This window comes from Actinoplanes sp. NPDC019969 (assembly GCF_055562375.1).
Genome location: NZ_JBVHFK010000012.1, coordinates 231,856 through 252,564, shown reverse-complemented (window position 1 = coordinate 252,564; position 20,709 = coordinate 231,856). Strand labels below are relative to the sequence as shown.

The window sequence follows — 20,709 nt, the reverse complement described above, 5'->3', positions numbered from 1 at the left end:
CCACGATATAGATCAGTCGAGCTGGCCCTCGTAGTCGGGCAGCTTGAAGGTCCGCTCGGCGTGCCCGCCGCCCAGGTCGGTGGCGCTGTTGCCGACGTTCGCGACGATCGTGTAGCCGCGGCGCTCGATGGCGATGCGGGCCTTCGTCTTCAGGGTCTGGTTGTCGTCGAAGTTGAAGGTGGGCCGGGTGTAGATGTCGGTCCACCGGTACCCGACGATGCTCAGGTTCGCCTCGGTGGCCGCCTCGATGATCTCCGGGCGGGCGGTCACGAAGAAGACCGCGGCCCCGTCGGCACGGGCCTGACGGGCAAGGGCGAGGACCGAAGGCGTTGCGGCGTACGGCTTGTACTTGCTCTGCAACGCCGTGTTGTCGATGTCGAGCACGATCGCGGCCTTGGCGCCATCGGCCGGCAGCCGGTCGTCGAGGTAGTCGGACGCCTGGTCGGTGACCGCGGTGACGTCGGCGATCCAGGTCGCGTAGGAGGGCAGGGCCGCGGCCTGCGCCGGGGTGGCGGCGACACCGGTGACCACGGTGGCGGCGAGGGTGACTACCAGAGCACGGAGGGTTCGCATGCCGCACATTATCGATCTGCGTAAATGAACGGAAGCTGAAATCCGTTTTGTCTTGCTGCGAAGATGGCGTTCATGCAGAAGATCCCCACACTGTTCCAGCGCGACCCGGACGACCGCAAGCGTGTCCTGCCCGAGGCCAACCCCGTGTGCCAGTGGGTGCTCGACGGCGAGGGGATCGCCACCCGCAAATACGACGGCACCTGCGTGCTCCTCGACGACGACGGCATCTGGTGGGCGCGGCGTGAGGTGCGCCCCGGCCGGGCCGTGCCGCCCGGCTACCGTGCGATCGTCACCGACGAGAACACCGGCAAGACCATGGGGTGGGAGCCGATCGCGCAGTCGGCGTACGCCCGCTACCACGCCGAGGCCCTCGCCGCGTCGCCGCAGGACCGCGAGCCCGGCACCTACGAGCTGGTCGGCGAGAAGATCAACGGCAATCCCGAGGGGGTACGGGGACACGCCCTCATCGCCCACGCCGCCGCTGAACGGCTCGACGTGCCCCGCGATCTGGACGGCCTCCGCACCTGGCTCCTCGCCCACCCGAAGATCGAAGGAATCGTATGGCACCACGGGGACGGCAGACGGGCCAAAATCAAGTACCGTGACTTCGCGTGACCTCTCCCTCGCCAGCCGTCCCGGCCGGCCGGTACGGTGATCGCGGCCGGATCATCGGCGTGTTCGTGGCGTTGACCTGTCTGTTCGTGCTCAACGGGCTGACCGCGCTGTCCGCCGCCGGCTTCGCGCTGACCAGCGACCTGTGTTCCAGTGCGGACACCGGGTTGATCTGTACGCGTACCGGCCAGAACCTCGCCTTCCTGCTGCCGTGCGGGGCGGCGGTGCTGGGGGCCGCGCTCGGTGTCACCGGTGCGGCGATGGGGCGGCCGATGCGTACGCCGTTGCTGGTCGCGGGGTATGTGACCACGCTGTTCGGGTTCGTCGCCGGGCTGCTGATCGCGGTCACCGGCCCGCTCAGCGGATAGCGCCGCTCGCCGCTCGTTGCTCGCCGCTCGTTGCTCGCCGCTCGCCGCTCGCCGCTCGCCGCTCGCCGCTCGCCGCTCGCCGCTCGCCGCTCGCCGCTCGTTGCTCGTTGCTCGCCGCTCGCCGCTCGTTGCTCGCCGCGAGCGGGCCGGGCTTGTCTCCTGCTGCCCGGCCCCTGCTCGGCGATGTGTGCCGGCTTTCGGCTCAGGCCGTGGCGTAGGAACCGGTGGCCAGGTCCTCCACGGCGGTCGGGCCGGCCGGCTTCCAGCCGAGCGTCAGCGCGCGCTCGGCGCTGACCACCTGGTCCAGGGCGAGCGCCTCGGCGAACGGCTCACCGAGTTCCGCGGCGGCGTCCGCCTCGGGCCAGGCGTGCGCGACCGGGTCGAGACCCACCCCGCGGGCCGCCGCGAGAGCGAGCTCCTCGGCGCGCACCCCGGCCTCGGCGACCCCGTGCAGAATCGTCCCCGTCCCCGCGCCTGTCACCGCCAGGACGTAGAGGGCGGCCAGGTCGTCGACGTGCACCAGCGGCCAGCGCGGGCTCGCCCCCGGACCGCCGACCCAGCGGCCCTGACCGAGCTCCCGCGCCCAGCCGGCGAGCATCGCCGGAATGCCGGCGCCCCGGCCGTGGACGACGCCGGGCCGCAGGACGACGGCACGGACGCCCTGCTCGGCGGCGGCCAGCACCCGGGACTCCACCCCCGGCCGTGCGGCGACGATCGCGATCGGGGCGGCCGGTGAGGTCTCGTCGGCCGGCGTGTCACCGGTCCGGCCCAGCACCCAGACGCCGCTGGTCCACACCAGCGGGCGGCCGCTGCCCGCGAGCGCCCGGACGAGCGCGTCGACGACCGGGAGATCGTCCGAACCCTGCGGCGCGGCGGTGTGCACGACCGCGTCGATGTCGCCGGTGACGAGCGCGGCGACTGCGGCCGGATCGAGCAGGTCGCCACGGACCGCGGTGACGTCCGGCAGCTCGGGGGCCGGGGCGGACCGGGACACCGCGGTGACCCGGTGACCGGCGGTGGCCAGCTTGGTGACGACGGCGGAGCCGATGTAGCCGGTGGCGCCGAGAACGAGCACGTGCATGACTGACTCCTGGTGACGAGGGGTGGCCAGGTAGCGGCCGACGACCAAACGGACTAAAGTCCGCTTGTGGAGAACAGTAACGGACTTGAGTCCGCTTCTGCAAGGGGCTCGTTGCCGGTTCTGGGTCAGCCCGCGCCCGAACGCGCCGACGCCGCCCGCAACCGGCTGCGCATCCTCGACGCGGCCGCCCGGCTGCACGCCGAACACGGCATCGCCGGCCTCAACATGGACGACGTCGCCATGGCCGCAGGCGTCGGCAAGGGCACTCTCTACCGGCGCTTCACCGACAAGGCAGGGCTGGCGGCGGCATTGCTCGACGAGCGCGGACGTCAACTGCACGAGCGTTTGATGTACGGGCCCGCGCCCCTCGGCCCCGGCGCCCCCGGCCTGGAACGGCTGACCGCGTTCGTGGCCGCCTATGTCGAACACACCGTTCGTTCCCTCGACCTGGTTCTGCTGTCGGAGACCGGCACGCCGGGCGGCCGTCTCGCCAAACCGGTCTACCCGTTCTGGCGGCGGCACGTGGAGGTGCTGATGGCGGACGCCGGGACCCCGGATCCCCGGGTACGTGCGGAGGCCCTGCTCGCCATGCTCTCCGCCGAACAGTTGCAGCACTGGACGGTCACCGACGGCCGCCCCGTCCCCGACCTGGTGGAGATCCTCGGCCGCGCCGCCCACGCCCTCGCCACCTGACTCCGCGCCGATTCCCACACCGGGAACGGCTCGGTCCGGCCGCCGCAGATCTTGTCCGGCTGGCTCTCAGGGCTGTCTCCGGGCGCTCGAGACAGCCGTGAGAGCCAGCCGGATGTTCTCAACTGGTCGTCAGTGCTGTCTCGGGGCGGCGGAGACAGCCCTGAGCGCCAGATGGAGGGCACTGCCGGTGGACTCTTGCGGGACCCTCATTGGACGCTCCCGCGTGAGGAAAGCACCGGGTGGGGGAGCGCTCGGCCCCGTACGCCGGGAAAGGGGTCAGCGGGTTCGGCGGCGGATGGCGAGGTAGGAGAGCCAGCCCAGGCCGATGATGAAACCGAGGGTGATCAGGCGGTACAGGACGACGACGGCGATGGCGACGTCGGTGGTGATGCCGCCGGCGATCAGGCCCAGGATCAGCGCGCCGTCGATGATGCCCAGGCCGCCCGGCACGATGGTGATGGATCCGGCGGCCATGCCCGCGCAGAAGGCGAGCAGCAGCTGGCCGGCGCTGATCGAGCCACCGCCGACCGCCATGCAGCAGAGCCAGAGGCAGGCGGCGTCGAGCAGCCAGTTCAGCAGGGCGAAGACGACGGCTGCGGCCCCGTCGCCGGGGGTGAGGCGGGCGGCCCGGAGTTGTTCGAGGAAGTGCTGGATGCGGTCCTGGCCGTGGTCGGCGGGGCGGCGCCGCAGCCGGTTGATCATCTGGAGGGCCGGGCGGGTGATGGCGGTGAGGTCGCCCAGGCGGCGGATGCCGAGGACGGCGACCAGGGTGGCGACGGCCAGGGCCAGGAACGTGTGCCAGTCGGGGGTGCCGTGGGCGGTGATCGTGCTGAACGCGGTGATCAGGGCAAGGGCGGCGGCGGAGAGGATGCCGGAGAGGGCGATGCACCAGGACGCGACCGCGGGGGAGGCGCCGAAGCGGCGCATCTGGCGGAAGTTCAGCGCGGTGGAGAAGGCGGGGCCGCCGGGCAGGGTGACGCTGAGCGAATGGGCGGCGTAGGTGAGGGCGACGTGCCGCAGCAGCGACACCCGTACGCCGGCGGAGCGCAGCAGGCGGCGTTGCATCCGCGCGTAGGACTGCATGGCGGCGGTTCCGGCGAGCAGGGCGGCGGCCAGCCAGCCGAGGTGGGGCGCGCGCAGCTGGGCCAGCGCGTCGGCGAGCGAGCGCCAGCCGAGGGCCAGCTCGGCGCCGAGGACGGCGGTGACGACGGCTGCGGCGATCCAGCCGACCCGCCGCCGGCCGGTAGGTGGAGCGAGAGTCGTCATGCACGTGCCCGAACGGTAGTAAACAATCGTTGACTTCAAAACCGTACCGGCGTACGGCATGTCGGTCAACAGCCGTTTACGTCACATCAATACGCTGGATAAGCTGGCACAACCGAGGGAGAGGACGGCTGTGACAACTGGTGAGACGCAGACGCCGCCGCGGCGCCGGGATGCCTCGAGGACCCGGCAGCTTCTGCTGGACGCGGCGATCCAGCGCTTCACCAGGGACGGCTACGCGGCCACCACGGTCCGCGACATCGCCGACGACGCGGGGGTCAACGTCGCCCTGATCAGCCGGTACTTCAAGAGCAAGGAAGGCCTGTTCGAGGCCTGCCTGACCAGCAGCGTCGACGAGCTGCGCCGGACCACCGGCGACGACACCCCGCTCAGCCGGACGCCGGAGGCGATCGCCCGGCAGATCGCCGGCCCGTGCAGCCGGGGCGTGCCGTACCACCTGGTGCTCCTGCTGCGCTCCTCCGGCGACGAGGGCGCCGACCGGATCCGGCTCGGGTTGCTGCACTCCTACAGTGAGCGGCTGGCCGCGGCGGCCGGCGCGGCGCCCGGCGATCAGGACATGCTGCTGCGGGCGCAGGTGGTGCTGGCGGCGGCGGCCGGGATCGCGTTGCTGCGCACCAAGGCGGGCATGGAGCCGCTCGCCTCCGCGACCGAGGTCGACTTCCTCCCCCCGCTGCGCGACCTGGTCGAGGCCCTGCTCAAACCGTGAACCCGCGTGTTGATTTGCGGCGGGACCGTCCCGCCACAAATCAACACGGCCTCAGCGTGTTGATTCGCGGTAGGCCGTCCCGCCACAAATCAACACGGTCTCAGCGTGTTGATTTGCGGTGGACCGTCCGGCCGCAACTCAACACGCTTGAGCTCGTCAGCGGCGGCGAGTGCCCGGGACCAGCAGCGCGGCGACCACCGCGAGGACCGCGACGACCGCGCACACCGCGAACCCCTTGGTGAACGCGTCATCGGCCGGAATGCCCTGCGGGCCGGTGTCCGAGGCGATCACCGCCGCGATCACCGCCGTGCCGATGCTGCTGCCGATCGAGCGGGCGATCGAGTTGACGCCGGTCGCCTCGCCGGTGTTGGCGGGCGGGACGGCGGCGATGATCGCGTTCGACATGGAGGCGAAGGACAGGCCGATGCCCGCGCCGGTGAGGCAGCCGGACGCCAGGATCTGCCAGATCTCGCCGTGCCCCAGGGCCGGCAGCGCGAACGCCCCGACGACCGCGAGCGCGCCGAGGACCATGGGCGGGCGGGGGCCGAACCTTTTGTCGAGGTACCCGGCGAGCGGCCCGAACACCAGCATCATCAGGGTGGTCGGGAGCAGGTAGCAGCCGGCTTCGGAGACCGACTTGCCGAACCCGTACCCGAGCGCGGTCGGCAGTTGCAGCAGGATCGGGATGAGCAGGAACGAGCCGAACATCGCGAAGCCGAGGATCAGCGCCACCAGGTCCGAGGTCCACACCCCGCGCCGGGTCAGCAGCCGCATGTTGACCAGCGGTTCCTTGATCCGCAGCTCGACCAGCACGAAGACCACCATGGTGACCACGCCGACGGCGGCCAGGCCGAGCGTCTTCGCCGAGGTCCAGCCCCAGTCCTCGCCGTCGCTGATGGCGAGCAGCAGGGTGATCAGCGACACCGACAGGATCGAGGCGCCGGCCAGGTCGAGGCGGCCGGGCTGGCGGGTGCCCGAGTCCGGCACCCCGATGATCGCCCCGACCAGCGCGATCAGCACGATGACCAGCGGGAACCAAAACAGCCAGTGCCAGGACAGGTGGTCCACGATCGGCCCGGCGGCGACGATGCCGACACCGGCCCCGATGCCGAAGATCGCGGAGAGGCCGCCGACGGTCACGCTGACCTTCTCCGGCGGCAGCACGTCCCGGACGATGCCGATGGACAGCGGCATGATCGCGCCGGCCGCGCCCTGCAGCGCCCGCGCCACGATCAGCACGGTGAGGTTGGGGGCGAGGGCGGCGAGCAGCGTCCCGGCGGCGAGCAGGACCAGGACCGCGATCAGCACCTTGCGCTTGCCGATCATGTCGCCGAGGCGCCCGAGGATCGGGGTGAGGACCGAGGCGGACAGCAGGTAGGCGGTCAGGATCCAGCTGATCTGCCCGGTGTCCACCCGGAACTCGCGGGCGATCGTCGGGAGCGCCGGCGCGACGAGCGATTGCAGCACGGCGAAGGCCAGGCCGCCCAGCGACAGGAACAGCACGACGAGCGTGGTGTTCGCGTGCCTCCCGCCGCTCTTGACCGGCTCGGCGAGGGTTTGCGTCATCAGATCCCCGGAGAAGAAGTAAACGTTCGCTGACTTAGGCAACCTAGGTGCCCCGGCGCAGGCGGTCAACGGACGTTTACATCACACCCTTTCCGGTACGCCGTGCGACGCCCGTACCGAATCAGGGTCTTCTGATCCAGATGTCGTCGACCGCTCCGTGGAACTGATCGTTGTCGGCGAACGCGCTCTTGCCGCCGATGTTCAGCGACTCGGTGTTGTCGATGCGCAACCCCGGCGGGACCGGTGTCCGGGTACGCGCCGTGCCGTCCACCAGAACGGTGAGCGCGCGCTGCTCCCGGCGGCATTCGAGGCGGTGCCAGCGGCCGTCGGCGACACCGATGTCGGCGATCGCCAGGTGGATCGTGCGGGCCGCCTCGCCGACCAGGACACAGCTGGGGTGGCCGGCCCGGCCGTCGATCTGCAGCTTGTACTGGCTGCCCTCGGCCGCGAACCCCTTCTGCAGAACGTTCTGTCCGTCGGTGGTGTCCCGCGCCGCCAGGCGCACCGTCGCGCCGTAGCTGAACGGGTTCGCCCCCGGGTTCAGCCCCGGCCGGCTGAGCACCCGCAGGATCAGGCGGCGGCACGGCTCGCGGGTGCACGGCGCGGGGAACTGGACGGCCTGCCCGGCGCCGTGCGGGACGCGCCGGGGACGGGCCCGGTTCCCGCCGAACGGGGTCAGGTGATGACCGTTACCGGACAGGTCGGACCACGGATGCTCGCCGTCGAAACCGTAGCGCGCCATCTCCGCCGGCGCCGGAACGGCAGCCGGCAGGCCCAGGAGGAGAGCGATCAGCGCCGCGTGCACAACTGATCAACGCGTGAGGCGGTGCCACGGTGGCGGGCCCCGGGCATCCTGGAGTGGTGCGACTGATCCTCAACATCCTGTGGTTCATCTTCGGCAGCGGCTTCCTCCTCGCCATCGGCTACGGGGTCGCCGCCCTGATCTGCTTCCTGCTGGTCGTCACCATCCCGTTCGGGGTGGCGTCGCTGCGGCTGGCCGTCTATTCGCTGTGGCCGTTCGGCCGGACCGTGGTGACCAGCCCCGGCGCCGGCGCGCCGTCCGCGATCGCCAACGTGCTGTGGGTCGTGCTGGCGGGCTGGTGGATCGCGCTGACCCACCTGGTCACCGGGATCGCCCAGTGCGTGACGATCATCGGCATCCCGTTCGGCATCGCCAACTTCAAGCTGGTGCCGGTGGCGTTCTGGCCGCTGGGCCGCGAGATCGTCGAGATCGACTGACCGCCCGCCCCCGCCGCTGTCCCGCACGGTGGTTACGGCAGAGTGGCCCGCGTGCCGGAGGAAATCGGGGAATCGCAGAGCAGGCCGTGGCCGCAGTTCCTGGCCGCGCCGGTGGTGGCGCCGCCGGAGCCGTGGCGGCCGTCCGGGCGGCCGGTCGCGGTCGGCGGGCTGATCGGGGCAGGCTTCGGGGTGGATCCGGCGAGCGGCCGTGATCTGCTGCTGGCGGCGTCACACAGCGGGCTCGGGCTGTTCGACACGGTCACCGGGGAACGGCTGGCCCGGGACTCCGACGGTGACCTGGCCTGGCCGGACGACGACGATCTGACCTGTCCGGGGATCGGCGCGCTCGCCGGCGCGCGGGTGCCGATGGCCGGACTGCTCGGCGGCGGCCTGCACCGGGGCGCCCGCGGCGGCTGGCAGGTCGAGGTGGTCAGCCCGGACTGGCCGAAGGACCGGGTTCTGCTGGCGACCGGTCACGGCCCCTGGCAGGGCGAGCACGGCGAGACGTGGTGGCACGTGTTCCATGCCGACGTGACCGAGCTGCGGGCCGCCGGATTCTCCCCGTCCGGGAACACCCTGATCGCGGCGACCAGCAGCGACGTGACGATGTGGACGCGGGCTACGCCTCGGTGATCAGCAGGCCGTCGGCGAGCAGCCCGACGTCCGGGACCCGGTCGCCGGGCGTGTAGGGGACGGTCACCAGCATGCGCTCGCCGTCGACCCGCAGCTTCTGGCCGGGGCCGAGGACGCCGCCGTCGGCGAGCAGGGCCGCGAGCTGGTTGAGGATCGTGGCCGCCTCGCCGATGCGGTCCTCGGTGACGCCCATGATCAGGTCGGGGCGGCCGAACTTCGTCATCCCCCGGGTGTGCACCGGGTGGCCGAAACCGGGCACGCTGTCACTCTCGGCCACCACGCTGATCTCGCGGAGCACGGTGAACGGCCGGTGCGGGTCGAGCCCGGCGATGGCGTCGGCGGCGTACCAGTCGTGGGCGTACGCGTCGAGCACCGCGACCGCCCCCGCCCGGCACACCGCTGCCGCGACCGCCCAGGCCAGCTGCAGGTGGGTCAGGTCGGCCGGGTCGGCGACCGTCACGTGGATCGAGTAGCAGGCCGTCGCCGCGTCGAGGGCCGCCGGATCGGGCAGTTCCCGTTCGGCCAGGTCCCGCAGCGGGCCGGTCCGCCAGCCGTCGATCCACTCGGCGCTGTCGCCCTGCTGGTGCAGCCGGACGGCGAGGCCGTCGACCGGAGCGGACGCGGGGACGGCGCCGGTCAGATCGAGCCCGCTCAGCACCTCGCCGTGGGTGAAGACGACCAGGATGACCGACGCCTCACCGCCGGTGGGCTGGTGGGCCGGGCGCTGCCAGGGTTCGACGTGAAGATCCACCCGGCCATCCTGCCACCGGCGCGGGGAACGGGCACACCCGGCGCGCCCCGCACAGCTCCCGCAAAGCGAACTTCCGGATTTCGGGTGACAACGGTGATCCGATCCGGCCGGACCTGCGTATTCCCAGGAGTCCGCACGTGTCGACGGCGCTCGATGAGCGTTCCGGCGGCGTGTTACTTGACTCATGGAGGTTCGCGTGGCATCTGCCGGTTCCCCGTCCGCGTGGCGCCGTCTGTGCAGCACGGCGCTGCTCGCCGCCGTGATTGTTCTGCTCGTCCCGGAGAAGGGCCTCGCCGCTCCGGACGTGCCGGTGCCGCCCGAGAACCTGCTGATCGACCGGGGCGCGGGCGCGCTCTCGGCCGCTGACAAGGACTTCGTCGTCAAGGTACGGCTCGCCGGGCTGTGGGAGATCCCGGCCGGCGAGATGGCGCAGGAGAAGACGGACACGGTCCGGGTCAAGCAGATCGGCAGCAGCATCGCCGACCAGCACCGGGCGCTCGACGAGCTGACCCGCAACGTCGCGAAGAAGCTGAAGATCAGCCTGCCGAACGAGCCCAACGAGGACCAGCAGGGCTGGCTCGACGAGATGGAGGCGGCGCAGGGCAAGGAGTTCGACGCCATCTACATCGACCGGCTCCGGGCCGCGCACGGCAAGATCTTCCCGGCGATCGCGTCGATCCGGGCCGGCACCCGCAACGACACCGTCCGCAAGCTGGCGCAACAGGCCAACCAGTTCGTGATGACGCACATGACCCTGCTGGAGAGCAGCGGCATCGTCGACTTCGCCGCCCTGCCGACCGTGCCGCCCCCGGCGGCGGCCGGGAAGGCGGCGGGTGTGACCGCTCCGGCCCAGGTGCTGTCCGCGAACGATCAGTCGCAGGCCCCCGGCGGGAACCTGCCGCTGATCCTCGCCGCGGTGATCGGCGGCGTGCTCGCCGGTGGGCTGATCACGTGGAAGATCGCCGGCAACCGCCGGCCGGGGTACCGCGGACGCCGCCCCCGCTACTACGGCGGCTGACCACCCTCCAGCGTGTTGAGTTCGGGCGCGCATGACGGCCGAACTCAACACGCGGAATGCGGGCGTTCGGCGTGTTGAGTTACGGCGCAGATAGCGGCCGAACTCAACACGCAGAGTCAGCGGGGCAACCAGGAGACGTCGGGGCCACGGCCGATCCTGATCTCGTTGACGACGCGGATCAGATCCTCCCGCCGCTTCGACGCCCACGGCATGAGCTGGACGTGCAGGCGCTGGTCACCCAGGTCCACCACGGCGTTCGGGATCCGGAACCCGCACGAGGCCGTGCCGTCGAGGGTGTTCTCGGTGGGGCAGGGCGCCTCTTCGTAGGGCCACAACAGGCCGGGACGACCGCGCAGGGTGACCCGCTCAGCGTTCCGGGCCGGCCAGGTCAGCGAGGTGAGCAGCGCCTCGGCGGCCTCCCGTCCCGCACCGCCGGTCTCCTGGCGGCGCAGGGACTGCTCGAAGTCGCCGGCGGTGCCGTCGACGCCCACCCGCATCGCGCCGCCGCATGTCTCCGGCAGCCACCCGAAGGACAGCGACACCGCGACGGCCGACGTGTCGTCCGGCCGGATCGAGGCGGCGATGTACCGGGCGATCTCCGTCCGGTCCTTCTCCTGATGCACCGCCACGTTGAGGATCAGGCCGTCGCCGACGTCCACGCTCACCTGGGAGGGGTTGGCCCGGTCCGGGTTGAGCCAGGCCCGCCGGCCACCCAGCGTGCCGGGCTTCCATCCCTGGCGGCCCTCCCCGATGTCGGCGCTGAGGAACAGGTGGATCGGGTGGTCCTCGTCGGTGCCCCGCGACCACGAGCGGGTCTGGTCGACCGGCCCGGTGCCCGGCACGGTGGCGGAGCGGCTGGTCTCGGCGTACCCGGTCGGCATCCAGGTGGGCCGGTAGAGCATCGCAGCCCGGGAAGCGACCGTGACCGACGGCGAGGGCGCCGGGGTGCGGCTCGGCGCCAGGCTGGGCGTGGCCGTCGCGGTCGGCGCCGGGGGAGGGGTACGCCGTGGCCAGGCGGCGACCGTACCGGCGGCCACGGTTCCCGCCGCCGCGGCCGCGACCAGCAGGCCCCGGCGCTGCCTGCGGTTCCGGGCCCCGGTCAGGATCCGGGTGGCGAGCGGGGCCGGGTCGTGCGCCCGGTCGGCGATGGTCAGCAGGGCGTCGTGGAGCTCGTTCATCGGGCTTCTCCCAGCGTGGCGGCTTCCAGACGGAGGCGGGCGAGGGCGGTGGAGACGTGCGCGCGGACCGTCCCGGGCCGGCAGCCCAGCAGGTCGGCGATCTCCTCGTGGGTGTGACCCTCGAAGTAGCGCAGGACGATGACGGCGCGCTGCCGGGGCGGCAGGGCGGCGATCCGGCGGATCAGATCCTCGCGGTCGGTCCGCGCCTCGTGCGGGTCCTCCGCGCCGGCCCGGTGGTCGAGTTGCTCGTGCGTCATCGGCACGACCCGGCCCCAGCGGCGGCGGACCGAGAGGAATTCATTCAGGACCATGCGTTTGACGTACGCCTCCGGCTGATCCGTGGCAGCGATCCGCCCCCACCGGGCGGACGCCCGCACCATCACTTCCCCGACGATGTCGTCGGCCTGATGCGGATCGCAGGTCAGTACGGTCGCGTACCGAAGCAAGGCTTTGAGCCGTGCCCCCACGAATTCCTCGAATGTCATGCCCCGGGAACGCTCCGAGAAGGTGAAGTGTTTAGCGGTTGCCGGACTTTTACCGGAGAATCCTGGGAATGCTGCGTGTGGATCATGGTGTCGTCGCGGGCACCTTCAGCCTGGACGGCCAGACCTTCGATGTCGACAACAACATCTGGGTGGTGGGTGACGACGAGGAGTGCGTGGTGATCGACGCCCCGCACGACGTGGACGCCATCCTCGCGGTGGTCGGGGATCGGCGGCTGATGGCGATCGTCTGCACCCACGCCCACGACGATCACGTACGGGTGGCGCCCGAACTGCGGGAACGCACCGGCGCGCCGATCCTGCTGCACCCCGCCGAGTGGCCGCTGTGGGAACTCACCCACGGCCCGGACGTGTGGTGGAACATCGACCTGGCCGACGGCGCCCGGATCGAGGTGGCCGGCTCGGCCCTGGAGGTGCTGCACACGCCCGGTCACGCCCCCGGCGCGGTCTGCCTGAACGCCCCCGATCTGGGCTGTGTCTTCACCGGCGACACGCTGTTCAACGGGGGGCCGGGCGCGACCGGCCGCTCGTACTCGGACGCGGATCTGATCGTCGCGTCGATCCGGGAGAAGCTGTTCGCGCTGCCCGGCTCGACGGTGGTGCACACCGGGCACGGCGACGACACGACCATCGACGCGGAGCGTTCCCGCCTGGGCTGATCCGCGGGACGGTGGGCGCCTGTTAGGCTGCCCTAACCTCTTGGGGGCGGGTGGAGATGGCGCAACCGGAATCGCTGGCGGAGTTGCTGAACGGGCGGCGGGCGGCGGTGGACGCGTCCCTGCCCGCGGTCGGGTTCGTGGCCGGCTGGCTGGCGTTCGGCGAGTCGATCTGGGGCGGCTCGGCCGTCGCGGTGCTCGTCGCGATCGGCCTGTCGGTGTGGCGGCTGCGCAAGGGCGACAAGCCGCGCGCCGTGCTGATCGGCCTGTTCGTGGTGTGCGTGGCCGCGCTGATCGCGCTGTACACCGGCAAGGCGGAGAACTTCTTCCTGCTCCAGTTGCTCAGCAACGGCGCCAGCGTGCTCGCCTGGATCATCAGCATCGTGATCCGGTGGCCGCTGCTCGGCATCGTGGTCGGCACCGTGCTCGGTCAGCGGACCCGGTGGCGGCGCGACCCGGCCCTGCTCAGGGCGTATTCGCGAGGCAGTTGGGTGTGGGTCGCGCAGTACGTGATCCGGGTGGCCGTGTTCCTGCCGCTCTACCAGGCGGGGCAGATGGCGGCGCTGGGCACCGCACGGGTCGTGCTGTCCGGGCCGCTGGTGGCGGCGTGCCTGGCGGTGAGCTGGTGGGTGATCCGCCGGAACCTGCCGGCGGACCACCCGGGCCTGCGTAACCCGGTCGTCGGGGACACGGTTCAGAAGGCCGCCTCGTAGAGTTCGCGCAGCCCGATCGCGTCGGCCTCGCCGCTGTATCCGCAGATCAGGACCTGACCCTTCTCGGACGCGACCAGGTATTTCTTCCCCTGCTCGAACGCGCCGCTGCCGAGCATCTGCTCCGAGCTGGAGCCGGCCTGCGCGACCCGCACCGAGTCGGCCTGTGCGCCTCGGAAAACCTGGGTGACGTCGAGGTGCACGGTGCCGGCATCGATGCCGCTCACCGACCCCTCGAAGGCGAAGTCCGCAATCTCGGACAAGCGACTCGCCTCTGGTTCGCGGCATTTGGCGCTGACGCCGGTCGCGGTGAGGCTGACTTCCAACGCCGGCAGGGAGCCGAGTTCGCCGGTCGGGGGGCCGGACGGCCGGGTCACCGCCCAGGCAGTGCCCGCGGCGACCAGGACCAGGGCCGCCGCGACGGGCAGCGCCCACCGGCGGGTGTGTGTGCGGGACATGGTTTCCTCCACGAGGCGTGATACCTGCTCCGGAGCGGCCGGTTCCAGCGCCGCCGCCGGGTCGGCCCGGCGCAGGCGCGCCCGCAGATCGTCGTCGTCGGTCACGGCCGGCTCCTCTCTGTCGCACCCTCATGTCCGGAAGCGGTCAGATGCTTTCGCAGTTTCTCCTTGGCCCGGTGCAGCCGGATCGACGCCGCGTTCGGGGTGATGCCGAGGACCACGGCGATGCCGGCCGGGGTCAGGTCCTCCCACGCCCACAGCCGCAGCAGCTCGGCGTCCTCCGGCCGCAGATCCTTCAGCAGGTCCTCGCCGGGCGGGGCCGGGCCGTCCACCACGGCGCGCGGTGGGTCGAGCCGGGAGATCCGGTGGAGTAGGCGGAACTGGCGGCGGTGACCGCGTTCGGCGTTGGCGAGGCAGTTGCGGGCCACGCCGTACGCCCACGGCAGGTGCTCCTCCGGCATCTCGTCCAGGCGCCGCCAGCAGACCAGCAGCGTCTCGGACAGCACGTCGTCGGCGGTCGCCGGATCGGTGCGCCGGGCCAGATAGCGGCGTACGGCGTCGATCACCGCCGGCGCCAGGGTCTCGAATCGCGCCCGGCGCGAGCCGATGTTCACGGGGTCCACCTTCGTACATGTCCGGCAACCGGACGGGTCTTTCACGGGTCCGATCTTGGCCGGGCCGTGGCAGGATACCGGTCAGTAACCCAGCGTCGGGAGGCTGACCGTGCGGACCGCGTATCGAACCTGCCCGCTCTGCGAGGCCGCGTGCGGCCTGGAGCTCACCGTGGACGGCGACCGGGTGACGGCGGCCCGCGGCGACCGCGAGCACGTCTTCAGCCACGGTTTCGTCTGCCCGAAAGGCGCGACGTTCGGGCAGCTCACCGACGATCCGGACCGGCTGCGCCGCCCGTTGGTCGACGGCGTGGAGGCGAGCTGGGAGGACGCCTTCGCCGCGGTTCGCGCCGGGTTGCGGCCCATTCTCGAGGCGTACGGGCCCAACGCGCTCGCCCTCTACCTCGGCAACCCGAACGCCCACACCATGTCCGGCGGCCTCTACGTCCCGCCGCTGATCCGGGCGCTCGGCAGCCGCAACGTCTACTCCGCCAGCACCGTCGACCAGATGCCCAAGCACGTCTCGTGCGGCTACATGTTCGGCAACCCGAACCTGATCCCGGTCCCCGACCTGGACCGCACCGACTTCCTGCTGATCCTCGGCGCCAACCCGTGGGAATCCAACGGCAGCCTGGCGACGGCGGCCGACTTCCCGGGCCGGTTGAAAGCCATCCAGGCGCGCGGTGGCCGGTTCGTCGTGGTCGACCCGCGCCGGACCCGAACCGCTGAGCACGCCGACGAGCACCTGCACATCCGGCCGGGCGCGGACGCGTTCCTGCTGTTCGCGATCGTGCACACGCTGTTCGAGGGCGATCTGGCCGAAATTTCGGGGCATGTGGTCGGCGTGGAGCAGGTCCGCGACCTCGCCGTGCCCTTCACCCCCGAAGCGGTCGCTGAGACCTGCGGCATCCCCGCCGAGCGGATCCGGCGGCTCGCCCGGGAACTGGCCGAAGCGCCCACCGCCGCCGTCTACGGCAGGATCGGCACGTGCACCGTCGAGTTCGGCACCCTGACCAGCTGGCTCATCGACGTGATCAACACGCTGACCGGCAACCTGGACCGGCCCGGCGGCGTGATGTTCCCGCTCGCCGCGCACGCCTCCGGACGGCCCGGCAAGAAGACCGGCTGGACCACCGGCCGCTGGCACAGCCGGGTCCGCGGCCTGCCCGAGATCAAGGGCGAGCTGCCGGTCGCGACCCTGGCCGACGAGATCGAGACCCCCGGCGACGGGCAGGTCCGGGCGCTGATCACGGTCGCCGGGAACCCGGTGCTGTCCACCCCCAACAGCGGGCGGCTGGACCGGGCGCTCGGCGGGCTCGACTTCATGGTGAGCGTCGACCCGTACCTCAACGAGACCACCCGGCACGCGAACGTGGTCCTGCCGCCGACCGACTCGGTCCGCAAGGGCCACTACGACTTCGCGTTCCTGACCCTGTCGGTACGTAACTTCGCCGCGTACTCCCCGCCGGTCCTGCCGCCCGACCCGACCGTCCCGGACGAGTGCGACATCCTGGCCCGGCTGTCCCTGATCCTCGCCGGACAGCCCGACAGCGACCCGGGACTGTTCCACGACCACCTGCTCCGGCAGGCGCTGCAGCGCCTCCCCGAAGAACAGCACGACCAGGTCACCGGCGACCATCCGGCCGAGCGGCTGCTCGACGTGGCGTTGCGGACCGGGGCGTACGGGCTCACGCTGCGTCAACTGCTCGACAACCCGCACGGCATCGACCTCGGGCCGCTGCAGCCGAGGCTCCCCGACATGCTGCGCACCGCCTCCGGCAAGGTCGAACTGTGCCCGCCGCAGATGGCCGCCGAGACCGCCCGGCTGCTCGCCGCCCTCGGCCGGGGCCGCGACGACCTGGTCCTGATCGGGCGGCGGCACCTGCGGTCCAACAACAGCTGGATGCACAACGTGCCGGCCCTGATCAAGGGCCGGGACCGCTGCACCCTGCAGATCCATCCCGACGACGCCGGCCGGCTCACCCTCGCCGACGGCGACGCCGCCCAGGTCACCTCACGGGCCGGCAGCCTGATCGCGCAGGTCGAGGTGACCGACCGGGTCATGCCCGGAGTGGTCAGCCTCCCGCACGGCTGGGGCCACGACCTGCCCGGCACCCGCCTCTCGGTCGCCGCCACCCGGCCCGGCGTCAACTCCAACATCCTCACCGACGAGCTGGTCGTCGACCCGCTCTCCGGCAACAGCGTCCTCAACGGCATCCCCGTCGAGATCAAACCCGCCTGAAAGCCTGCCGTGTGGAGTTTCGCCGCTATGCGCGCCCCAACTCAACACGCTCATGGTGACGTCCTGGCGTGTTGAGTCCGGCCGTTTTACGCGCCGAAACTCAACACGCTCATGGTGACGTCCTGGCGTGTTGAGTCCGGCCGTTATACGCGCCCCAACTCAACACGCTGGGTGGGACGGCCTGGCGTGTTGAGTTGGGCCGTCATGCGCGCCCCAACTCAACACGCTGGGTGGGACGGCCTGGCGTGTTGAGTTGGGCCGTCATGCGCGCCGAAACTCAACACGCGGGTTAGATCCAGCCCATCTTCTGGGCGTGGTGGATGGCGGAGAGGCGGTTCGGGGCGCCCAGCTTGGTGATCGCGTTCGACAGGTAGTTGCGGACCGTGCCCTCGCTCAGATGCAGCCGGACGGCGATCACGGAGACCGGCGCGCCGGAGGCGGCGAGGGCCAGGGTGTCCCGTTCCCGGTCGGTGAGCGGGCTGTCGCCGGCCATCATCGCCGCGGCCGCCAGCTCCGGGTCGAGGTACCGGCCGCCGGCGTGCACCTTGCGGACGGCGGCGGCCAGTTCGGCGCTGGACGAGTCCTTCGGGATGAACCCGCGCACCCCGGCGGCGATCGCCCGGCGCAGATAGCCCGGCCGGACGAAGGTGCTGAGGATCAGCATGGCGCGGCCGGGAAGACTCTCGGCCACCGACAGGCCGTCCAGGCCGGGCATCTCGATGTCCAGGACGATCACGTCCGGGTCGGTGGCGGCGACCGCGGCGGCCACCTCGTCGCCGCGGCCGCACTGGGCGACCACGGTCAGGTCCTCCTCGAAGTCCAGCATCATCGCCAGGGCCTCGCGGATCAGGTGCTGGTCGTCGGCCAGCAGGATCCGGATCACGCGGCGGTCCCGGCGGGCGCGACCGCGCGTACCAGAAACCTGCCGTCCCCGGTGGGCTGGGCCGTGAGCGAACCGCCGATCGTGGCCAGCCGCTCGGCCAGGCCGGCCAGGCCGGTGCCGCCCGGGCCGTGGTCGGCCGCGCCGTCGTTGACCACCTCGAGCACCGCCGACCCGCCGGACGCCCGCAGCGTGATCGTGCACCAGCGGGCCCGGCTGTGCCGCAGGATGTTGGTGGCGCTCTCCCGGACCACCCAGGCGAACGGGCCGGCCGCCTCCGGATCGACGGCGCCCGGCGGCACGTCCACCTCGCAGCGCACCCCGTCCGCCTCCAGGATCGCCCGCACGCTGGCGATCTCGGACGGCAGGTCGAGCACCCGGTACCCGCGGACCGCCTCGCGGATCTGCCGCAGGCTGTCCTGGGCGAGCCCGCGGACCGCTGTCATCTCGGCGGCGGCCCGGTCCGCGTCGATGGTGGTCAGCTTCCCGGCCAGCTCACTCTTCACCGCGATCACCGACAGGCTGTGGCCGACCAGGTCGTGCAGGTCCCGGGCGAACCGCAGCCGTTCCTCGGTCACCGCCAGCCGCGCCTCGGCGTCCTTGCTGGCGTGCGCCTGCTCGGTCAGGTCGAGGATCCACACCCACAGCCGGTTGGCCCACGGCAGGGCGAAGCAGAGAGCCGAGTAGATGACCGCCACCGCGCCCAGCGGGATGGGATCCAGGCCCGGGTTGAACCGGTAGAGCAGCACACAGACCCCGACCGTGCCGGCCGACAGCAGCAGCGTCACCGGCCGGCTGGTGCGGACCGGGACCACGCTGATCCAGGCAGCCGCCAGCAGGCCGGCGCCGGCCGGGCTGGCGTCCAGAGCGAGCAGCACCACCAGGACGGCCAGCCCGGAGGCGACGGTGTGCCACCGGCTGCGGCGGTCCTGGCGGGGCCAGCCGATCGACAGGTCGCGTGCCAGAGCGAAACCGAACCAGGTGAACGCCGCCAGGCCGAGCAGGGCGGCGGCGAGCCGAACCGGCTGCACCAGGCCCTCGGCGGTGTAGTAGCCGATCCCGGCGATGACACCGAACCAGCCGAGGAACAGGCTGGAGCGCAGGCTCCACATGGTGATCCGCTGAGCTCGATGCACCGCGCCGGTCATGACGGCCACTGTAACTTTCAGCCGCGCCGCGGATCCCAGCGGAAGTACCGCCGGGCCAGCGTCACGCCGACACCCACCCACACCGCCAGCAGCGCCAGCGACCGCAGCGTCTCCGGCCACACGACGGCACCCTGATAGCCGGCCCGGATCACCTCGGCGACCGGGGTCATCGGCAGGAACTCGGAGATCCGCCGCAACTGCTCCGGGAGCGCGTCGACCGGCACGATCACCGGGGAGAGGAACAGGCAGAGCAGCATGACCGGTACGGTCGCCAGCTGCGCCAGCTCCCCACTGGAACTGAACCCGGAGATCGCCATCGACAACAGGCTGAACAGGGCCAGCCCGCCGAGCATCGCGACCAGCACCAGCAGTGGGTTGCCCGGCAGGCCGACCCCGAGCACGACCGCCGCCACGCCGAGGACCAGCGCCTGCGTCAGGTAGACGGCGGCGGCGCCGAGCGCGCTGCCGCCCAGGATCGCCGGCGCCGACGCGGGACCGCCGAGCAACCGCTTCAGCACCAGCTCCTCGCGGCGGGAGGTGTAGAAGCCGGCCAGGTTGACCAGCGGGGCGTAGACGAGCAGGGCCGCGAACTGGCCGGTCACCATGTAGTCCAGCTCCTCCTTGCCGCCCTGCTCCCGCACCGAGAAGATCAGGAACGCGGTGACCAGCAGCGGCATCAGCACCGCGTTGGTCAGGGCGGAACGGTTGCGCAGGATCAGGGCGACATCGACCCGGGCCAGCCGTACGGTGTGCTTCAGTTCGGTTCTCATCGGGTCTCCTCGACGATGCTCAGGAACACGTCCTCCAGCGAGGCGGGCCGGATCGCGAGCCGCTCCAGCGGCACCCGGGTCTCCGCGGCCCACGACATCAGCGCGGCCATGCCGTGGTGGGCGCGAGCGTCCGGATCCCCGCCGGACAGCGTGTACCGGGCGGTCGGGAAGCCGTCGGCGACGGCGATCTCCGGGGACAGCCCGCCGAGCCGGGGCAGCGTGTCGAACGGCGTGTGGGACGGCACCCGGAAGGTGATCCGGTCACCGTGCCCGGCCACCACCTCCGGAACGCTGCCCAGGATCCGGATCTCGCCCCGGTGCATGATCGCGATCCGGTCGGCGAGCCGCTCCGCCTCCTCCAGGTAGTGGGTGGTGAGCAGCACCGTCGTCCCGGCCGCCACCAGATCCTGGATCAGCCGCCAGGTGTCCAGCCGGGCCTCCGGATCCATGCCGGTGGTCGGCTCGTCCAGGAACAGCACCTCCGGCCGGCCCACCACGGCCAGCGCCAGGTCGAGACGGCGTTTCTGGCCGCCGGAGAGTTGGCGGACCCGTACCCCCGCCTTGTCCGTCAGATCCACCCGCTTCAGCGCCTCGCCCGCGTCCATCGGGTGCTCGTGCAGGTCACGCCACAGGCCGACGGTCTCCGCCACGGTCAGGTCACCGATCAGGCCGCTCTCCTGCAGCATGATCCCGACCCGGGGCCGCAGCGCCTTCCGCTGCCGCCACGGATCCGACCCCAGCAGCCGGACCGTGCCGCCCGCCGCCGGACGGAACCCCTCCAGGACCTCCAGCGTGGTTGTCTTGCCGGCCCCGTTCGTGCCGAGCAGGGCGAACAACTCGCCGCCCGGAACCGCGAAGTCGATGCCCCGGACGGCCTCGAAGTCGCCGTACCGCTGGCGAAGCCCGTCCACCTCGATGGTCTGTGCGCTCATGTCTCGATGGTTCGCGACCGCGCGATCCGGCGGCAGTCGCCGAATTCAACGATCAGTCATGACGAATGTCATGTCGCCCCCGGCCGCTAGGGTCGTG

Annotated in this window: 24 protein-coding genes; 10 read left to right on the top strand and 14 right to left on the bottom strand. The window is 71.7% G+C overall.

Annotated features, from left to right (window positions below; all coding sequences use genetic code 11):
* Nucleotides 1-12 precede the first annotated feature (12 nt).
* The gene (locus ACZ3II_RS32350; RefSeq protein ID WP_465522430.1) at nt 13-573 is read right to left on the bottom strand and encodes an HAD family acid phosphatase; all 561 of its coding nucleotides are present in this window, start codon (nt 571-573) and stop codon (nt 13-15) included.
* A 72-nt stretch (nt 574-645) separates the two neighbouring features.
* On the opposite strand from ACZ3II_RS32350, the gene ACZ3II_RS32345 reads away from it, so the two are divergent.
* Both ACZ3II_RS32345 and ACZ3II_RS32340 read left to right on the top strand, forming a co-directional pair.
* Entirely contained in the window at nt 646-1,188 is a 543-nt protein-coding gene (locus ACZ3II_RS32345; protein ID WP_465522428.1) for an RNA ligase 1 family protein, read from the top strand.
* On the top strand, nt 1,185-1,553 hold the full coding sequence (locus ACZ3II_RS32340; protein WP_465522426.1) for a hypothetical protein: 369 nt from the start codon (nt 1,185-1,187) through the stop codon (nt 1,551-1,553). The genes ACZ3II_RS32345 and ACZ3II_RS32340 overlap by 4 nt, the downstream gene beginning before the upstream one ends.
* Before the next feature lie 202 nt (nt 1,554-1,755).
* Here ACZ3II_RS32340 and ACZ3II_RS32335 read toward each other — a convergent pair whose 3' ends face one another.
* A complete protein-coding gene (locus ACZ3II_RS32335; RefSeq protein ID WP_465522424.1) occupies nt 1,756-2,634 on the bottom strand; it encodes an NAD-dependent epimerase/dehydratase family protein in 879 nt (292 codons plus the stop codon).
* Nucleotides 2,635-2,745: 111 nt separating this feature from the next.
* Here ACZ3II_RS32335 and ACZ3II_RS32330 point away from each other — a divergent pair, with 111 nt between their 5' ends.
* A complete protein-coding gene (locus ACZ3II_RS32330; protein WP_465522422.1) occupies nt 2,746-3,327 on the top strand; it encodes a TetR/AcrR family transcriptional regulator in 582 nt (193 codons plus the stop codon).
* Between the two features lie 276 nt (nt 3,328-3,603).
* Here ACZ3II_RS32330 and ACZ3II_RS32325 read toward each other — a convergent pair whose 3' ends face one another.
* Complete coding sequence (locus tag ACZ3II_RS32325; RefSeq protein ID WP_465522420.1) at nt 3,604-4,593, bottom strand: lysylphosphatidylglycerol synthase transmembrane domain-containing protein; 990 nt, start codon at nt 4,591-4,593, stop codon at nt 3,604-3,606.
* Nucleotides 4,594-4,723: 130 nt separating this feature from the next.
* Between ACZ3II_RS32325 and ACZ3II_RS32320 the strand changes: the two genes are divergently transcribed.
* The gene (locus tag ACZ3II_RS32320) at nt 4,724-5,317 is read left to right on the top strand and encodes a TetR/AcrR family transcriptional regulator (protein WP_465522418.1); all 594 of its coding nucleotides are present in this window, start codon (nt 4,724-4,726) and stop codon (nt 5,315-5,317) included.
* A 156-nt stretch (nt 5,318-5,473) separates the two neighbouring features.
* Here ACZ3II_RS32320 and ACZ3II_RS32315 read toward each other — a convergent pair whose 3' ends face one another.
* Complete coding sequence (locus ACZ3II_RS32315; protein WP_465522416.1) at nt 5,474-6,883, bottom strand: MFS transporter; 1,410 nt, start codon at nt 6,881-6,883, stop codon at nt 5,474-5,476.
* Between the two features lie 121 nt (nt 6,884-7,004).
* Nucleotides 7,005-7,688 carry a laminin G domain-containing protein gene (locus tag ACZ3II_RS32310; protein ID WP_465522414.1) on the bottom strand — a complete coding sequence of 228 codons (684 nt, stop codon included), beginning with the start codon at nt 7,686-7,688 and terminating at the stop codon, nt 7,005-7,007.
* Nucleotides 7,689-7,741: 53 nt separating this feature from the next.
* Here ACZ3II_RS32310 and ACZ3II_RS32305 point away from each other — a divergent pair, with 53 nt between their 5' ends.
* Both ACZ3II_RS32305 and ACZ3II_RS32300 read left to right on the top strand, forming a co-directional pair.
* The gene (locus ACZ3II_RS32305; protein WP_465522412.1) at nt 7,742-8,122 is read left to right on the top strand and encodes a YccF domain-containing protein; all 381 of its coding nucleotides are present in this window, start codon (nt 7,742-7,744) and stop codon (nt 8,120-8,122) included.
* A 51-nt stretch (nt 8,123-8,173) separates the two neighbouring features.
* Entirely contained in the window at nt 8,174-8,755 is a 582-nt protein-coding gene (locus tag ACZ3II_RS32300) for a hypothetical protein (protein WP_465522410.1), read from the top strand.
* Here ACZ3II_RS32300 and ACZ3II_RS32295 read toward each other — a convergent pair.
* Nucleotides 8,742-9,506: a hypothetical protein gene (locus ACZ3II_RS32295; protein ID WP_465522408.1), complete on the bottom strand. Its 765-nt coding sequence runs from the start codon at nt 9,504-9,506 to the stop codon at nt 8,742-8,744. The genes ACZ3II_RS32300 and ACZ3II_RS32295 overlap by 14 nt on opposite strands.
* A gap of 196 nt (nt 9,507-9,702) precedes the next feature.
* On the opposite strand from ACZ3II_RS32295, the gene ACZ3II_RS32290 reads away from it, so the two are divergent.
* Nucleotides 9,703-10,524, top strand: a complete 822-nt coding sequence (locus ACZ3II_RS32290) for a DUF4142 domain-containing protein (RefSeq protein ID WP_465522406.1) — start codon at nt 9,703-9,705, stop codon at nt 10,522-10,524.
* Nucleotides 10,525-10,640: 116 nt separating this feature from the next.
* Here the strand turns inward: ACZ3II_RS32290 and ACZ3II_RS32285 are convergent, their stop codons facing one another.
* Together ACZ3II_RS32285 and ACZ3II_RS32280 are read right to left on the bottom strand one after the other, a co-directional pair.
* Nucleotides 10,641-11,702 (bottom strand): hypothetical protein, encoded by a 1,062-nt coding sequence (locus tag ACZ3II_RS32285; protein ID WP_465522404.1) that lies wholly within the window; start codon nt 11,700-11,702, stop codon nt 10,641-10,643.
* A complete protein-coding gene (locus tag ACZ3II_RS32280) occupies nt 11,699-12,187 on the bottom strand; it encodes a SigE family RNA polymerase sigma factor (protein WP_465522402.1) in 489 nt (162 codons plus the stop codon). The genes ACZ3II_RS32285 and ACZ3II_RS32280 overlap by 4 nt, the downstream gene beginning before the upstream one ends.
* A gap of 68 nt (nt 12,188-12,255) precedes the next feature.
* Here ACZ3II_RS32280 and ACZ3II_RS32275 point away from each other — a divergent pair, with 68 nt between their 5' ends.
* Both ACZ3II_RS32275 and ACZ3II_RS32270 read left to right on the top strand, forming a co-directional pair.
* A complete protein-coding gene (locus ACZ3II_RS32275) occupies nt 12,256-12,864 on the top strand; it encodes an MBL fold metallo-hydrolase (RefSeq protein WP_465522400.1) in 609 nt (202 codons plus the stop codon).
* Nucleotides 12,865-12,920: 56 nt separating this feature from the next.
* Nucleotides 12,921-13,574 (top strand): DUF3159 domain-containing protein, encoded by a 654-nt coding sequence (locus tag ACZ3II_RS32270; protein WP_465522398.1) that lies wholly within the window; start codon nt 12,921-12,923, stop codon nt 13,572-13,574.
* Here the strand turns inward: ACZ3II_RS32270 and ACZ3II_RS32265 are convergent.
* The gene (locus ACZ3II_RS32265; RefSeq protein WP_465522396.1) at nt 13,556-14,134 is read right to left on the bottom strand and encodes a hypothetical protein; all 579 of its coding nucleotides are present in this window, start codon (nt 14,132-14,134) and stop codon (nt 13,556-13,558) included. The genes ACZ3II_RS32270 and ACZ3II_RS32265 overlap by 19 nt on opposite strands.
* Complete coding sequence (locus tag ACZ3II_RS32260) at nt 14,131-14,643, bottom strand: RNA polymerase sigma factor (RefSeq protein WP_465522394.1); 513 nt, start codon at nt 14,641-14,643, stop codon at nt 14,131-14,133. The genes ACZ3II_RS32265 and ACZ3II_RS32260 overlap by 4 nt, the downstream gene beginning before the upstream one ends.
* Nucleotides 14,644-14,752: 109 nt before the next feature.
* Here ACZ3II_RS32260 and ACZ3II_RS32255 point away from each other — a divergent pair, with 109 nt between their 5' ends.
* A complete protein-coding gene (locus tag ACZ3II_RS32255; protein ID WP_465522392.1) occupies nt 14,753-16,882 on the top strand; it encodes a molybdopterin oxidoreductase family protein in 2,130 nt (709 codons plus the stop codon).
* Nucleotides 16,883-17,171: 289 nt separating this feature from the next.
* Here ACZ3II_RS32255 and ACZ3II_RS32250 read toward each other — a convergent pair whose 3' ends face one another.
* Genes ACZ3II_RS32250 through ACZ3II_RS32235 form a run of 4 tightly spaced genes read right to left on the bottom strand, consistent with a single transcriptional unit; the run spans nt 17,172 to nt 20,612 of the window.
* Nucleotides 17,172-17,765: a response regulator transcription factor gene (locus ACZ3II_RS32250; protein ID WP_465522390.1), complete on the bottom strand. Its 594-nt coding sequence runs from the start codon at nt 17,763-17,765 to the stop codon at nt 17,172-17,174.
* A complete protein-coding gene (locus tag ACZ3II_RS32245) occupies nt 17,762-18,910 on the bottom strand; it encodes a sensor histidine kinase (protein WP_465522388.1) in 1,149 nt (382 codons plus the stop codon). The genes ACZ3II_RS32250 and ACZ3II_RS32245 overlap by 4 nt, the downstream gene beginning before the upstream one ends.
* Nucleotides 18,911-18,927: 17 nt before the next feature.
* A complete protein-coding gene (locus ACZ3II_RS32240; protein WP_465522386.1) occupies nt 18,928-19,680 on the bottom strand; it encodes an ABC transporter permease in 753 nt (250 codons plus the stop codon).
* Entirely contained in the window at nt 19,677-20,612 is a 936-nt protein-coding gene (locus tag ACZ3II_RS32235; protein WP_465522384.1) for an ABC transporter ATP-binding protein, read from the bottom strand. The genes ACZ3II_RS32240 and ACZ3II_RS32235 overlap by 4 nt, the downstream gene beginning before the upstream one ends.
* Nucleotides 20,613-20,709 lie beyond the last annotated feature (97 nt).